Raw genomic sequence first — 13,948 nt, 5'->3', positions numbered from 1 at the left:
CCGTAACAGTTCACCATATCCCCAAACGCTATTCCTCCAAACAGCCTAGCACCTTCAAATCAAAAACATATGCAGCACCGGCAATACCCGGCTTGGTGACGATAAAGCCGGGCGCGCCGACGGCGATGTGGTTTTTGTTCATCGTAAGGCCCCATCCGAATACGTCCTCACCCGCACTCTCTGACGCAACCAGCTTACGGGTGACCCGCCAGTTCCCTCCCTTTTTCTGATAAACATAGACCGCACCGGCATCGGTAACGCTGCCATCATGCAAAATCGACCCCACTGCCAGTGTGTCGCCAGAAACGGCAACGCGCGTTCCGAATCTGTCATTGGCTGCGCCATCTGGTGGGATCAGTTTGGCTTCCTGCTGCCATTCCCTATCGGTTCGTCTGAATATATAGGCAGCACCGGCATTCTCTGCGCGTTCGTCATCCCGGGCCGCTCCTATCAGCGCAAGATCGCCATCAAGGTGCACGCGAATGCCAAATAGATCGCCCGCGTCTGCATCACGCGCGGTCAATTTGGTTTCGAACTGCCAATCGCCGGCTTCGCGGCGGAAGATATAGGCTGAGCCGGCATTTTCTCCGCCCTGGTCCGTTAAGTCTGCGCCGACAAGCAATCGGCTATCAGAGAGGGAGAGGCTGATACCAAAGACATCACCCGCCGCGCCGTCAGGGGCTGAAAGGACTGCCGTCTGACGCCATTGCCCATTCGCTTTCTCAAAAATATCGACCGCACCGGCATCGTCAGCGACGCTATCATTTCTGGGGGCGCCGATCGCAAGTGTGTCGCCATCAATTGCGACGCTGTATCCGAACTCATCACCCGCCGCAGCATTTTCGGCGGTCAGCTTTGCTAGCTGCTGCCAATCCGAACCGCGCCGTGCAAAAAGATAGGCGGCACCAGCATCCTCTGCCACCGCATCGTGCCGCCGGGCACCGATAACCGCTATGTCGGCATCTATAGCAACCGCGCCGCCAAAATTATCGCCAGCACCCCCATCCGCCGCGCTGAGCACGGCTTCGCTGACCCAGTTGTCACCTTTTCTGACAAAGACGGTTGCATATTCCGACAGGCCCTTATCGGCACTCCCCTGCGCACCCACGAGCAGTCTGTTATCTGACAAGGCGAGACTGAAGCCGAAGAAATCATTGGCCTTTGGATGCAGAGCGGTCAGTTTTTGGCCGTCGCTCTGTTCGCATATCGCTGGTCCTGACGAAACCGCAGGACTGGAAAGCAAAAGCATCATGCTCCACCACGGAGGCACCATTTTCATTTTCTCTCGCTTCTCATAATTGTGATATGTTCAGGCGGAATTCGATGCGGTGACTACATCACCCTTGTGATGCTCGCGCAATAAGGCGGTTCAGGCATTTAGCCAACTGTCAGAGTCCCTTATCTCAATCCAAGATTTTACTCGTGTAGTTGGTGAATTGGCTTAATGTCACCGAATGTGCAACTATCAGGTAAAGCATGGGAGTTAGTTGGGATCGCCGGTATGAGAAATCTCTTCCTTTCTTTAATGGCGCTGTCTGCTGCGGTTGCTCCTGTTATTCCCGTTGCCGCGCAGGGCGCGGTAGCCGGTCCCTCATCAAATAGTGCAGCATCGGCCCCCCGGGCGTTTGACCGGGCCACCCATTACGCTTTGCTCAACCAGCTCAAAGACAAAGCCGAATATCTCAAGATTGGCGAGATCATCGATAAGCCGAGCAGTCAAGACGAGGCCAACGCCAATCTTGATTGGCTTGGCATCCAGTTCAAAACCGGCGCTTCGAGCTATTTCAGTTTTCAATATTCGCGCCTTCTCAGCGCATATGCCGACGCTATCCCCGGCAATCAGGGTGACCAGCTTCGCGGCACGGCGCTTGCCGCGATGCTCCATGCCATCATCGCCTCACAGGCCGAAGCACAGCAATGCGCAGACCGCACCGCGCGTGCAGACCGCCCCATGCGCTTTATGCAAATGCTCAATACCATGGGCTTGCTTGAGCAGAATGAAGAGGTTCGCAAGATGGCAGGCTTTATTGCGTTCAACATGGAACAACGCACATGGGATGTTCGCAAGCAGATCAACGACGCATCATTCCTGTGTATGAACGGTATGGCGGCTATGTCTGCGGGCCTCACCAACAGCGAACCGCGCGAGGTTGAGACCCCGGAGGGACAGATCGGGCGGACCTTTACGGTGCAACCCCCAGCTGATTTTGTCTATGAGCGTTTGCCCAATGAGGAATGGTGGCCCAAGGCCGAGGAACTGCGCGCGAAAAACGGAGCGGCGCTCAAATCGCTTCTCAATGTGGATGATCTGTCGTTCGATCCCGGTAATTAGCCTTTAGCTATCTGTCATTAGGCGTGCAGATGCCTAGGCCTTGCGCGCGACAACTGCAAATTCGGGATGTTCCTCCGCATAGGCCGCACCAGAAACGTCCCCATAGACCCGCTCCACAGCAAACCCACCAGCGCGCAACTCTTCCGTTAGCCCCTCCGGGCTAAAATATTGCAGCCAGTTATAAACCGTTTCCTCGCCACCGCTCTCCGGGAAGATGCTGTACTTATCCAGTACCACTGCTTGGTCCTCATAGGTGTGCGTATTGACGAAGCAGTAATAGTCTTCCGCACACCAGAAGTGGTTGAGCTGGTTCTTCTCATAAAGACATGCGTCTTCACGCTCGGCAAAAGCCGCCATGGAATAGACGTCGAGCAGTAAGGCGCCATCGTCCTTGAGGCATTCGCGAAAAATACCAAGCAGCTTGCGCCTCTGCTCCGGGCCGAGGGCGCAATAGTCGCACATGATCATGGTGATCAGGTCAAATTGTTCCCGGTGCTGATATTCCAGATAATTTGCGTGAACATAATTGATCTGCTGCTGCGCCTTTTCCGCTTGCTCGCGGGCATAGCGGATCGAGTTTTTGGAGAAGTCGATGCCAGTGGCCGCCGCCCCTGATTGCGCAAGGCGGGAGGTGTACAGGCCGGGTCCACAGCCGAAATCGCAGACAGATTTGCCGGGCTTCAGATCGAAATGGTCCATCATCCAGGCCGTGGAGGCATCAATAAACCTCGGATTGCGCGAGGACATATCCACTTTTTCATTAAGATGGAGCGCCAACATCTGTTGTGCGCGATAGGGATCGGCCCATAGCGATTCGGCGGTGTAGACAGAAAACGGCCGCGGCTTGGCGTTGATTTCGTTCAGTTTTTCAAACATGGTCCGGCTCCTGTACGGCAAACGCTTGGTATCTCTGTTCGGGTATATGACTTAGGTTTCTTGAGGTTTAACCGTAAAAAATCGGGGATTGTTGGTTAAGGGGTTTGAGGAGAGGCCCGAGTTACGCCATAGTCCGTTTATCCGGTCGCAATGCCCGCGGCCAAAACCCGCTATCAGGAAGGATCATCACAAACCGTGAGTGCGCCAACCCGTTTCCCACGTTTCTTTGTGACGCATCCGTCGCCTTGCCCCTATTTGCCGGGGCGGACCGAGCGCAAGGTGTTTACCGAGTTGTCGGGCGAGCATGCCAGCGAGATGAATGATGCGCTGTCGCGGATCGGCTTTCGGCGCAGCCAGAATGTTGCCTATCGACCGAGCTGTGTTGACTGCAAGGCGTGCGTTTCTGTGCGGGTGGTGGCTGAAGAATTCGCGCCGAGCCGGACCCAGCGCCGCATCGCGCGGGCCAATGGCGATCTGGTGGCGCGGGTGTGCCGCCCCTGGGCCACCGAAGAGCAATATAGCCTGCTGAAATCCTATCTCGCCGCGCGCCACCCTGATGGTGGCATGGTCGATATGGATGAGTCCGATTATGCCGATATGGTCGAGCAATCGCCGGTGCGCAGCCATATCATCGAATATCGCGAGCCTGCCGATGCAAATGGCCAGGAGGGACGGCTGGTTGGTGCCTGTCTGACCGATGTGCAGGGCGACGGGCTTTCCATGGTCTACAGCTTTTTTGACCCCAATCATCCGACACGGCAGGGCTTGGGCAATTATATCATCCTTGAGCATATCGAACGCGCCCGGCGTGAGCATCTGCCCTATGTCTATCTCGGCTATTGGGTGAACGGTTCGCCACGCATGGCCTATAAGACGCGCTATAAGCCGCTTGAACGGCTGGGCCCCGACGGCTGGAGCCGCGCCAAAATCCCCGCATCGAATAGCGCGCCCATGCCAGCGGCCCCATCTTTGCCCAAAAGTGCGTAAAATCTGCTGCGTTGTGCATATCGTCATTGCCCGCAGGACGCGGCGCATGATAGGCGCCGTTACGTTTTTTTAAGGCAGCAACGCATGTCGGGGGCTTACACCCATGCGCTGCGCCGTTCGCTGGAAGATCATGGCATTTTGCGCAACTGCTCAGGCGTGGCTTTCGTCCTATCTGGTGAAACAGCCGGGCAGGGCGCTGGCGGCATTGGCGCTGGTGAGTGTAACCGGTCTTGGGCCCGCGCTGGCACAGGAAACGCGCGCGCCCGAGGCTGAGCAATCTGAACCGGCCAGCACTGAACCGGATGCTCCCGCTGCGGATGATAGCGATGACTTGCAGCCGATGATGATGGATGATGATTTCGGCATCGAATGGCCGGAATTTGATGCGCCTGTGCAGCAAGATGAGGCGCAGCAGGAGTTGGTCGCTCCGGAAACCCCTGAACTGGTGCAGGATTTGCCCGAGGCCGTTGCTGACGGCACCGTTCAGGACACTGACGAGGTCGACACCGATCTTGCGCCGGAGATGGAGGAAGTCGCCGCCGATATCAGCGACAATGAAGATGACGCAACGGGAGAAGTTGCGCAGAGCATCGCCGAGGATATTCGCAATACCGCCGGGACCTATTCTGATGTCACCAGCCTAGACCGCAAATTCAACAATTTCCGCCTCGTCATCGACTATGCCGATGACCTGATGCTGGATAAAGACCGCCGTGCGCTGGCGCAGCGCTTTGATATGCTCTCGGCGCTGGAGCAGGCCGATGATGACGACAATGATCTGGCCCAGCTGCGCCGCCGCGCCGATCGGGATCGCGATCTGCTGACTCAGTTGCTGAGAATATACGGCCATTATGATGGCTATGTGCAGCAGGTGATCGAGACCGATAGCAGCGGCGAGGCTGATCTGGCGGTGACCTTCACGATTGAGGCCGGACCGCATTACAGCCTGAAAGCTGTTGATCTCGGCAATCTGGATAGTGTCGGCGCAGATTATCCGTTTCTGCTCGACCGCTTTGGCCTCAAAAGCGGCAATCTGCTCAATTCCTATGATATTGTCGGCGCGCGCGACAATTTGGCCGAGGCGCTGGCTGAAAATGGCTATGCTTTTGCGACGCTCGATCCGCCCAATTTGCTGATCGACCACGCGGCGGAGACCGGCGCTCTGTCGCTGTTGGTCGAGCCGGGGCGCAAATATGTCTTTGGCGATATCCGGGTCGGCGATGATCCGCTGCTGGATGCCGAGCATCTGGCGCTCATTGCGCGATTTGACAGCGGCGATGTCTATCGCCGTTCGCGCATTCAGGATTTGCGCCGGGCCATATTGGCCACTGGTCTGGTGTCATCGGTTGATATCGCCCCGGTGCGCACCGATAGCCCGCCGGACAAGCCCGCCACCCGCGCCAATGAGGCTGCACCACAGGCGCCTGACGCGCAGGTTGATCTGGCGGTGGATATTGTCCCAGCGCCGCTGCGCACGGTCGCCGGTGAGATTGGCTTCGGTACAGGTGAGGGCTTTCGTGTCGCCGCCAGTTGGGAGCATCGCAATCTCTTCCCGCCAGAGGGAATGCTGCAGGCACGCACCATTATCGGTACGCAGGAACAGCTTTTGGGCGCGACCTTCCGCCGCAACAATTTTCGCAGGCGCGACCAGATACTCACCTTCAATGCTCTAGCGGCCAATGTGCAGCGTGATGCTTTTGATGCGCGCACCTTGTTGGTTTCGGCTTTTCTCCAGCGTCAGACCAATTTGATATTTCAGAAGAAATGGGCATGGTCGGTCGGACTGGAACTGATCCTCACCGATGAGAGCGATATTGTCGGCGCGATTGATCCGACCGGGCGGCGGACCTTTGGCATTGCGGCGCTGCCGCTGACGCTTGCTTATGACGACAGCAATGATCTGCTCGACCCGACCACAGGCTTCAGACTCAGCGGTTTTCTATCGCCGGAAATCTCCTGGCAGTCTGGGGTCTTTGGCTACGAGCGTACCCAGATTGATGGCAGCTTCTATCAACCAGCGAGCGACAATATCACCATTGCCGGGCGCATCCGCCTTGCTTCTATCGCCGGTGCCAATGCGCTCGATATCGCGCCGTCGCGGCGTTTCTATGCCGGTGGTGGTGGCTCCATTCGTGGTTATGGCTTTCAGGATGTCGGGCCACGCGATGTCAATGGCGATCCCATAGGCGGGCGCAGCCTTGCAGAGTTTTCTCTTGAGGCCCGCATCCGCTTTGGCAATTTCGGCGTGGTGCCGTTTGTTGATGCCGGCAATGTCTATAGTGACGCACTGCCGACCTTTGGCGGGCTGCGCTATGGTGCGGGTTTGGGCCTGCGTTATTATAGCAGCTTTGGACCGTTGCGGCTGGATGTCGGCACCCCGATCAATCCGCGCCCGGGTGATGCCAATATCGGTGTCTATGTCTCGCTGGGTCAGGCGTTCTGATGGCCGAGGATACACCTATTGCGTCAGAAGACGGCGCGCCTGACGAAGAGGACTTTGCCAGCGCCGTGCTGGGTGAGGATGAGGCCATCCGCAAGTCGCCATGGCGCTGGCCGCGACGTATAGCCATCGCCCTGCTGCTGGTGGTGGCGACGCTGATCATGCTGGCGCTTGCTCTGGACACCCAGCCTGGCCATCGCTTTTTGGTCAACCGCATCGAAACACTGGAACTGGAAAACGGTCTGCGCATCCGCATGGAGCGGATTGACGGCTCGATCTATGATGAAGCCATCATCCACGATCTCGAACTGCTCGACCCGGAAGGCCGTTTTTTCAGCGTAGATCAGACGACGCTAAACTGGCGGCCTATGGCCTGGCTGGGCAATGTCCTCGATATCCGCGCCTTGCTGCTGAAGGACGCGCGGCTGGAGAAAGTGCCCGCCTTGCGCGAAACCGACAGTGACGCGCCGATATTGCCCGGCTTTGACATCCGCATTGATCGTTTTGAGGCCAATGCGCTGACCATCGCCAAAGGCATTGCCGGGGATGAGCGCATTGGCGATATCACCGGCAATGCCGATATTCGTGATGGGCTGGCCAAGCTGAAAATCGATGCGACGCTGCGCAATGGCGATGACCGTATTCTCGCCGATATCGACATCGCGCCTGATGAGGACCGCTTTGATGCCAAGCTGGACATTGGCGCGCCTGCTGATGGTGTGATTGCCGCGCTGGCCGGGCTCGACCGCAACCTTACCATCGCGTTGGATGGGGCCGGGAGCTACCGCCAATGGTCCGGAAAGCTGGTCGCCGAGGGTAATAAGCAGCCGCTGATGGATTTCGATCTCGGTGCCAGCAGCGGTGACTATAGCGTGGTCGGCACGCTGTTCCCCGGTGATTTTGTCAGCGGCACACTGGCCGAGCTGATCGGGTCAGAGGTAGCGGTTGATTGGGTCGGGCGGCTCGATGATCGGGTATTGAACAATGCCTTGTCGCTGCGGGCTGAGGCCTTTTCCGCTGAGGCCAATGGCAAGGTCGATCTGGGAGAAAACCGTTTCGACACCATGCAGATACAGGCGCGCAGCCTGGCGCGTGACCTGACTGTCGCAGGTGTTACGGCCAGCGCCTTGCAGTTGGAGGGCACGCTTGATGGCGCATTTTCAGAACTGAACGCACCCTATACGGTGCGCGCGGCCAATCTTGCCTTTGCCGATTATGCCATGGCGCAGCCGCTGCTGAAGGGCCAATTGCTGCGACAGGACGGCGCATGGGCGACCCGCTTTGATTTGCAAAATGCCGGTATCGCGACCAACAACGCGCTGCTCGACAACCTTTTGACCGGCACCGCGCTTTCAGGCCTGGTCCGCCTCGCTGATGGCACCCTAATCTCGGACAATCTGGAACTGCGCGGCAAGAATCTTAGTGCCGACTTGGCGTTAAATGGCAAAATGGACGCCAATGATTATCGCCTTACCGGCGATGTCCGCGCCCCCGGCTTTCCGGTACAGAATCTCGCAGCGCTGGACATTCAGGCCGATATTGATGCGCGCTTCAACCAGGGCTGGACGGTCGCGGCGGATATTGATGGCCAGATACAGTCGGTCACCAATCAGAGCTTTGCCGTCTATGTTGGCGAGACCGGGCGTTTCAGCGCCAATGTGCTGGCGGCTGAGGGCCAGCCTGTCATTTTCCGCGATGTAGATTTTGCCGCCACGCAATTGGCTTTTCTGGGAGGTGGAAGGCTGGAATCTGATGGCCATGTCGTGCTCACTGCTGCGGGCAACCATGTGCGCTATGGCGGCTTTGATGTGGATATTGACGGCAACACCCAAAGTGCCAGCGCCAATATCTTCCTCGCTAGCCCCTATCCGGCGCTCGACATTCGCGATGTGACTATCGCCGTTGCGCCGTCCGCTGATGGTTTTACCGTCAATGCTAAAGGCCAGTCGGTGCTGGGCGGCTTCGGTGGCAATGCCGGTATCACCGCTTTGGATAATGGCCTGACCCGGATCAATCTCGATCAGCTGCGGCTCTCCGACACCGTGATAAGTGGCATCGTGACCGCCGGGGACGCCGGGTTGCGCGGTGATCTGGATGCCAGCGGTGGCGGGGTTGATGGCACGATCAAGGTACGACCGGTGTCCGGCCGCAACAGCCTGATCGCTGATCTGGAACTGCGTAACGCTGCCTTTGTCGGCGCAACCCCGATCCGGATACGCCAGGGCAGCATTGATGCGACGATCTTGCTTGGCGATGGGCCGATTGAGGTGGATGCTGTCGCCAGCGCACAGGGCATTTCGCGCGGCAATCTGTTTATCGGTCGGCTGGCGGGCAAGGCCAAGCTGAGCGGTCGCACGGGAACGATCACCGGCTCCATCGCCGGACGGCGCGGCAGTCGTTTCGCCATGGCCGGAGAAGCACTGGTGCGGCCCAATCGCATTTCTTTTGATCTTACCGGAGCCTATGCCGGCAAGAAGATTGATATGCCCAAAGCAGGCACCCTGATCCGCACCGATGCAGGGTGGCGATTGGCCGAGACACGGCTCAACATTGCCAATGGTTCGGTAGAGGCATCGGGCCGGGTAGGGCGGACCACCCAGATTGATTTCGCGCTTGATCGCCTGCCGCTCAGCATTCTCGATATCGCTTTTGAGAATCTCGGTCTTGGCGGCACCGCTTCGGGCGAGATGAACCTCAAATTCAATCGCCGCGGTCTGCCCTTTGGCACGGCCAAGCTTCAGCTTAACCGGCTGACCCGTTCCAGCCTGGCGCTGACCTCGCGTCCTGTTGATCTGGCGGTCAATGCCAGGTTGAGCGAGGACAAGCTGGCGCTGCGCAGCATCATCCGTGATGCCGATCGTGAATTGGGCCGGGCGCAATTGCGGCTTACCAATATCTCGCAAAGTGATGATCCCATCCGCCGTTATACTCAAGCGAATATGCTAGGCCAGATCCGCTTTGATGGCCCGGCAGATGCCTTGTGGCGGCTGGTCGGTATAGACTTGTTCGACATTACCGGATCGGTTGCAGTCAGCGCCGATGCCACAGGCACACTTGTTAATCCGCGTGTGCGCGGTCGAGTAGCAACCCGCGATGCGCGGCTGGAGAGTGGTCTGTCCGGCACCGTCATCACTGATATTTCTGCCGATGGCCGCTTCTCTGGTGCGCGGCTGAACATCAACCGTTTCAGCGGCACCGCCCCCAACGGCGGCACAGTGACCGGATCGGGCGTCATTGATCTCGGCGGACGGCGCGGGGTGATGCTGGACCTGAAAGGGCGTGCCGAAAATGCCGAGCTGCTCGACCGCGAGGATTTCGGTGCCACCGTTACCGGCCCGATATCCATCCGTTCTGATGGCGTTGGCGGCACGCTGGGCGGCGATCTGGTGATCAACAAGGGCCGCTTCGTGCTGGGCCAGACTGATGTGCTCTATCAACTCCCTAACATCACCTATCGCGAGATTAACCGCCGCGCCGATGAAGCGCCGCCGCGTGCGACCGCCACGCCATGGCGTTATGCGATCAAGGCGAAAGCACGCAACCGCATTGATGTGCGTGGCCTGGGGCTGAACAGTGAATGGCGCGCCGATATTGCGCTCGCCGGACCGGTCAATCAGCCCCAGATTACCGGTGTCGCCGAGCTGGTGAGGGGGGAATATGAGTTTGCCGGACGCGATTTTGATCTGGAACGCGGTATCATCCGCTTCCAGGAGAACTACCCGCCCGATCCGGCGCTCGATATTGAGGCCAATGCCAATTTGCAGGGCTTAAGCGCGACCATCAATGTGCGCGGCACCGGCCAGCGCCCGGAGATTACTTTTAACAGCGTGCCCGCTCTGCCGGAGGATGAGCTGTTGGCGCGGCTGATATTCGGCTCATCTGTGACCGACATTTCCGCAGCCGAGGCGGTGCAATTGGCGGCCGCGCTGGCATCGCTTCGCGGCGGCGGCGGGCTTGACCCGATCAATGCGCTGCGCGGAGCGGTGGGCCTCGATAGGCTGCGCATCATCGCCGCCGACCCGGCCATTGGCGCGGGCACCAGCATCGCCGCAGGCAAATATCTCACCCGCCGCGTCTATGTCGAGGTTATCACCGACGGCGCAGGCTATTCCGCGACCCAGGCAGAATTCCAGATTACCCGCTGGCTGTCGATCTTGTCCAGCATCTCTACCATCGGCCGACAGGGCGTCAGCGCACGGATATCGCGGGATTATTAGGGGAGAGCGATAATTTCAGCTTTCCTTAAGGCTTTATTGACAGTAGTGTCAGCACCATGACGCAGCAGCATGATCATCCCATCAGCGTTTCCGCCTCTGACATTGACTTTATGGGCCATGTCAACAACGCCAATTATCTCAATTGGGTGCAGGATGCGGTGATTGCCCATTGGGAGAAAATCGCGCCGCCAGCGGCGGTTGCGGAGCATCTCTGGGTCGCGCTGAAGCATGAGATTACCTATCGCAAACCGGCCTTTCTCGACGATGATGTGGTGGCCACGGTCATCCTTGAAAAGGTGCATGGCGCGCGCGCCTTTTACGACACGGTGATTCGGCGCGGCGAGGAAGTGCTGGCCGAGGTGAAATCGAGCTGGTGCTGCATCGATGCCGAAACGCTCAAGCCTGCGCGGCTCACCAAGGATGTGGTGGCGCAGTTTCTCCCGTCCGGTGACGACTGAGCGCCGGGTCGATCATCCTTCCAGATATATCTCGCAGCCGCGACCTAACCCAGTAATCCCAGCGCCAGCAATATCGCAAAGAACAGCATCGCCACCAGATTGATGCAGGCGAACAGCACGAAGAAGCGCAGCACCGTTCCGATCCGCGAAAATCCATAGGCATGGCGCAATTGGCGATAGAGGTGGAATGGCGCGTAAAGGACAGACGCTGTAATCACCAAAGCGGGCAGGATGTTGAATTTCACCGATAGCGCACAGGCAATAAAAAGCAGCGACATGAAAGATAGCGAATAGGTGGTGAAGACCGCATGGTCATAAAAGCGATGGCCGCGCTTGCCGATTGTCACCAACCAGACAAAAGGAATGGATAGCGGGATCAGCAACCAGGCAAATTTATAGCCGTTGGATTTGAGTTTATAGAGCAGCAGTTCGGGGTTGCTGTTCGCCTTCTTGGCGGCATTGGTGACCCATTTATTGAGCCATGGCACACCGGTATCGACATTGCCTTCAGCATCCAGTCCGGCAATTTCGCCATCTTCTTTTATCAGCTCAGGATATCGGACGGAGCCTGTAGTGGTAAAGCTGATCGCATTGGCCTTGCCCTTTGCAGCGTTGATTTCTTCCAGTATTTTACTGCGTTCGCTTTCGGAGAGGGTTTTCTGCTCCAGCTGTGTTTCCTGTTCAGTAATTTGAGCCTCTAAATCGGCCAGGCTTTGCTCATCGGTTTGCCAGCTCCAATCAACGGGTACCGTCTCGCTATCTGTGCTTTCAGTGCTGCTATCAGCCATGCCGGGCGAGCCGACAAAGGAGAAGATCGCAAACATCATGAAGATGGTGAACAAGAACAGCGCCATGGGCGAGATAAACTTTGCCCGTTCGCCATGCACATAGCGTCGCGTCAGTTCACCCGGCTTCCAGGCCAATAGCGGCAGTGTGTTCCAGAACTTACCGTCAAAATGCAAAACCCCGTGCAGAATATCGTGCCAAAAGGCGCTGATCGAACGGTGAACATGGCCCGGCTGGCCGCAGGCATGGCAGTGTGAGCCGACCAATACGGTACCGCAATTCAGGCATTTCGTCGGATGATCGGCATCCGCAGCGGTTTCGCCATCGCGCTTTTCAAATACGCGTCCGGCCATGGAACCTTCGGCCATGGTGCCAATTGCTTCAAATTCACTGGACATATCTGTTCCTGAAGGATGGTTGCGCTTATCCCCTTGCGCATTTGACAATCTAGCCAAAAGTGACCGATCTGGCAAAGCGTCAATTGCAATGCCTGTCCTACAGCCCCATAAACGCCCTATGGACAGTTTTGATCCCCGCACATTTCGTGATGCTCTTGGTCAGTTTGCCACGGGGGTCACCATTGTCACCGCGCGCTCCGAGGACGGCACGCCGGTGGGCGTTACCGCCAACAGCTTTAACTCGGTGTCGCTTGATCCGCCCCTGGTGCTGTGGTCGCTGGCGAAAACCTCTCGCTGCATGCCGGTGTTTGAGACAGCCGAGGAATTTGCGGTGCATATCCTTGCCAGCGATCAGGATGATCTCTCCAACCGTTTTGCCTCGCGCACTGAGGATAAATTTGCCGGTCTGAATGTCGGCGAGACGGGGCTGCCTTTGCTCGAAGGCTGCACCGCGCGTTTCCGCTGCAAGACCCGCCATGCCTATGAGGGCGGTGACCATATTATCTTTGTCGGTGAGGTGGTCGGCTTTGAACATGACGACAAGCCGCCGCTGCTTTTTCATGGCGGTGACTATGCCGACAAGAAGAAGCGGGTACCGATCAGTGCCGAGAACCATGGCACGGAAATGGGCAGCGACATTGCTGATAGCGAGATTGCGGGCCCACCGGTGCTGTACGGCGTCGATGGTAGTATTGCGACGATCATGTTGAACCGTCCGGGTGCGCGCAACGCGCTGTCCGAAGAAGTGATCGCCGCATTGGTCGATGCGCTGGACGAGGCCGAGGCAGACAGCAAGGTTAGCTGCGTGGTGCTGACCGGGGCAGGGGACAGCTTCTGCTCGGGCGGCAATATCAAACAGATCAAGGCGCTGACTGCCGAGAAGCGGATGAGCCCGCTTGAACTGGAACAATGGTATCGCGATCATATCCAGCGTATTCCTCGGGCAATGGACGCGATGTCGGTGCCGGTCATTGCCGCGATTAATGGCCATGCCATTGGCGCTGGATGCGATCTGGCCTGTATGTGCGATATCCGTATCGCTGCGGATAATGCAGTTTTTGCCGAGAGCTTTCTGCGTGTCGGTATCATCCCCGGCGATGGCGGTGCATGGTTGCTGCCGCGCACCATTGGCATGGCGCGGGCGAGCCAGATGCTGCTTACCGGTGAATTTATCAATGCGGCCAAGGCGCTGGATTATGGTCTGGTGACCGAAGTTCTGGCGCCTGATGCACTGCTTGATCGCGCGCAGGCGCTGGCCGAGATGGTGGTGCAATATCCGCCAGCAGCCATCCGCAAGTCGAAGCGTTTGCTCAAGGATGCCCGCGATATGTCGCTGGGCGAGCATCTGGATGAGGCTGCGATCTGGCAGGGCGTGCTGCAGCAGATGGACGATCATCGCGAGGCGATTGACGCCATATTGGAGAAACGCGCGCCGCGTTTTACCGGGCGGTAAG

Annotated in this window: 9 protein-coding genes; 6 read left to right on the top strand and 3 right to left on the bottom strand. The window is 57.9% G+C overall.

Translation table 11 applies throughout. The annotated features are described in order from the left end of the window. Positions 1–28 precede the first annotated feature (28 nt). Positions 29–1,279: an FG-GAP repeat protein gene (locus tag RB602_RS12145; RefSeq protein WP_317080849.1), complete on the bottom strand. Its 1,251-nt coding sequence runs from the start codon at positions 1,277–1,279 to the stop codon at positions 29–31. A gap of 222 nt (positions 1,280–1,501) precedes the next feature. Between RB602_RS12145 and RB602_RS12140 the strand changes: the two genes are divergently transcribed. Continuing rightward, positions 1,502–2,332: a hypothetical protein gene (locus tag RB602_RS12140; protein ID WP_317080848.1), complete on the top strand. Its 831-nt coding sequence runs from the start codon at positions 1,502–1,504 to the stop codon at positions 2,330–2,332. A gap of 33 nt (positions 2,333–2,365) precedes the next feature. On the opposite strand, the gene RB602_RS12135 is transcribed toward RB602_RS12140, so the two are convergent. After that, positions 2,366–3,208 carry an SAM-dependent methyltransferase gene (locus RB602_RS12135; protein ID WP_317080847.1) on the bottom strand — a complete coding sequence of 281 codons (843 nt, stop codon included), beginning with the start codon at positions 3,206–3,208 and terminating at the stop codon, positions 2,366–2,368. 195 nt (positions 3,209–3,403) lie between these two features. Between RB602_RS12135 and RB602_RS12130 the strand changes: the two genes are divergently transcribed. The 4 genes from RB602_RS12130 (at position 3,404) to RB602_RS12115 (ending at position 11,310) form a co-directional block, all read left to right on the top strand. Beyond that, complete coding sequence (locus RB602_RS12130; RefSeq protein WP_317084523.1) at positions 3,404–4,195, top strand: arginyltransferase; 792 nt, start codon at positions 3,404–3,406, stop codon at positions 4,193–4,195. 103 nt (positions 4,196–4,298) lie between these two features. Beyond that, the gene (locus tag RB602_RS12125) at positions 4,299–6,638 is read left to right on the top strand and encodes an autotransporter assembly complex protein TamA (protein ID WP_317080846.1); all 2,340 of its coding nucleotides are present in this window, start codon (positions 4,299–4,301) and stop codon (positions 6,636–6,638) included. After that, the gene (locus tag RB602_RS12120) at positions 6,638–10,852 is read left to right on the top strand and encodes a translocation/assembly module TamB domain-containing protein (protein ID WP_317080845.1); all 4,215 of its coding nucleotides are present in this window, start codon (positions 6,638–6,640) and stop codon (positions 10,850–10,852) included. Before RB602_RS12125 ends, RB602_RS12120 begins: the two co-directional genes overlap by 1 nt. Before the next feature lie 56 nt (positions 10,853–10,908). Then, positions 10,909–11,310 carry an acyl-CoA thioesterase gene (locus tag RB602_RS12115; protein WP_317080844.1) on the top strand — a complete coding sequence of 134 codons (402 nt, stop codon included), beginning with the start codon at positions 10,909–10,911 and terminating at the stop codon, positions 11,308–11,310. Between the two features lie 44 nt (positions 11,311–11,354). On the opposite strand, the gene RB602_RS12110 is transcribed toward RB602_RS12115, so the two are convergent. Then, on the bottom strand, positions 11,355–12,494 hold the full coding sequence (locus RB602_RS12110; protein WP_317080843.1) for a DUF3667 domain-containing protein: 1,140 nt from the start codon (positions 12,492–12,494) through the stop codon (positions 11,355–11,357). Positions 12,495–12,612: 118 nt separating this feature from the next. Here RB602_RS12110 and RB602_RS12105 point away from each other — a divergent pair, with 118 nt between their 5' ends. Beyond that, positions 12,613–13,947 carry an enoyl-CoA hydratase-related protein gene (locus RB602_RS12105; RefSeq protein ID WP_317080842.1) on the top strand — a complete coding sequence of 445 codons (1,335 nt, stop codon included), beginning with the start codon at positions 12,613–12,615 and terminating at the stop codon, positions 13,945–13,947. Position 13,948 lies beyond the last annotated feature (1 nt).

The sequence above is a fragment of the Parasphingorhabdus sp. SCSIO 66989 genome, assembly GCF_032852305.1.
In the GTDB taxonomy this organism is placed as follows: domain Bacteria; phylum Pseudomonadota; class Alphaproteobacteria; order Sphingomonadales; family Sphingomonadaceae; genus Alterisphingorhabdus; species Alterisphingorhabdus coralli.
The sequence above is the reverse complement of the archived record's forward strand: the minus strand, read 5'-3'. Positions and strand labels throughout refer to the sequence as shown.

Bases quoted from the DNA above. Each gene is read 5' to 3' on its own strand.
- RB602_RS12145 (WP_317080849.1), bottom strand. From the start codon at position 1,279: ATGAAAATGGTGCCTCCGTGGTGGAGCATGATGCTTTTGCTTTCCAGT.
- RB602_RS12140 (WP_317080848.1), top strand. From the start codon at position 1,502: ATGAGAAATCTCTTCCTTTCTTTAATGGCGCTGTCTGCTGCGGTTGCT.
- RB602_RS12135 (WP_317080847.1), bottom strand. From the start codon at position 3,208: ATGTTTGAAAAACTGAACGAAATCAACGCCAAGCCGCGGCCGTTTTCT.
- RB602_RS12125 (WP_317080846.1), top strand. From the start codon at position 4,299: ATGCGCTGCGCCGTTCGCTGGAAGATCATGGCATTTTGCGCAACTGCT.
- RB602_RS12120 (WP_317080845.1), top strand. From the start codon at position 6,638: ATGGCCGAGGATACACCTATTGCGTCAGAAGACGGCGCGCCTGACGAA.
- RB602_RS12115 (WP_317080844.1), top strand. From the start codon at position 10,909: ATGACGCAGCAGCATGATCATCCCATCAGCGTTTCCGCCTCTGACATT.
- RB602_RS12110 (WP_317080843.1), bottom strand. From the start codon at position 12,494: ATGTCCAGTGAATTTGAAGCAATTGGCACCATGGCCGAAGGTTCCATG.
- RB602_RS12105 (WP_317080842.1), top strand. From the start codon at position 12,613: ATGGACAGTTTTGATCCCCGCACATTTCGTGATGCTCTTGGTCAGTTT.